The organism is Aeromonas sp. R2-3, from assembly GCF_040908375.1.
GTDB lineage: Bacteria > Pseudomonadota > Gammaproteobacteria > Enterobacterales > Aeromonadaceae > Aeromonas > Aeromonas veronii.
Window position 1 is genome coordinate 54,523 of sequence record NZ_JBFODP010000018.1, and the last position, 247, is coordinate 54,769.

At 61.5% G+C, this 247-nt stretch carries 1 protein-coding gene; it reads left to right on the plus strand.

The window, feature by feature from the left end:
* A partial coding sequence (locus AB5Z02_RS08350) for a hypothetical protein (RefSeq protein ID WP_368215847.1) occupies positions 1-247 on the plus strand: 247 nt, incomplete at both ends.

Genomic DNA, 247 nt, shown 5'->3' on the forward strand with positions numbered 1-247 from the left:
CGGTCGACTTCACGGCGGGTACCAATGACAAGGGCTATTACGCCATCGTCAATGGTGAAGTGGTGCTGACCCAGGCTGGCGCGGACTTCGTCAATAACGGCGGCACCTTGCCGAAGGTTGATTTGACCGTCTCCGATGGCAAGCTCACCGGTCAGGACGCAGACACCCCGGTCATCACACCGACCAACGACGCGCCCACCATCGACGTGGTCGCCAAGAGCTTCGTCGAGAACAGCGCCAAGGCCGG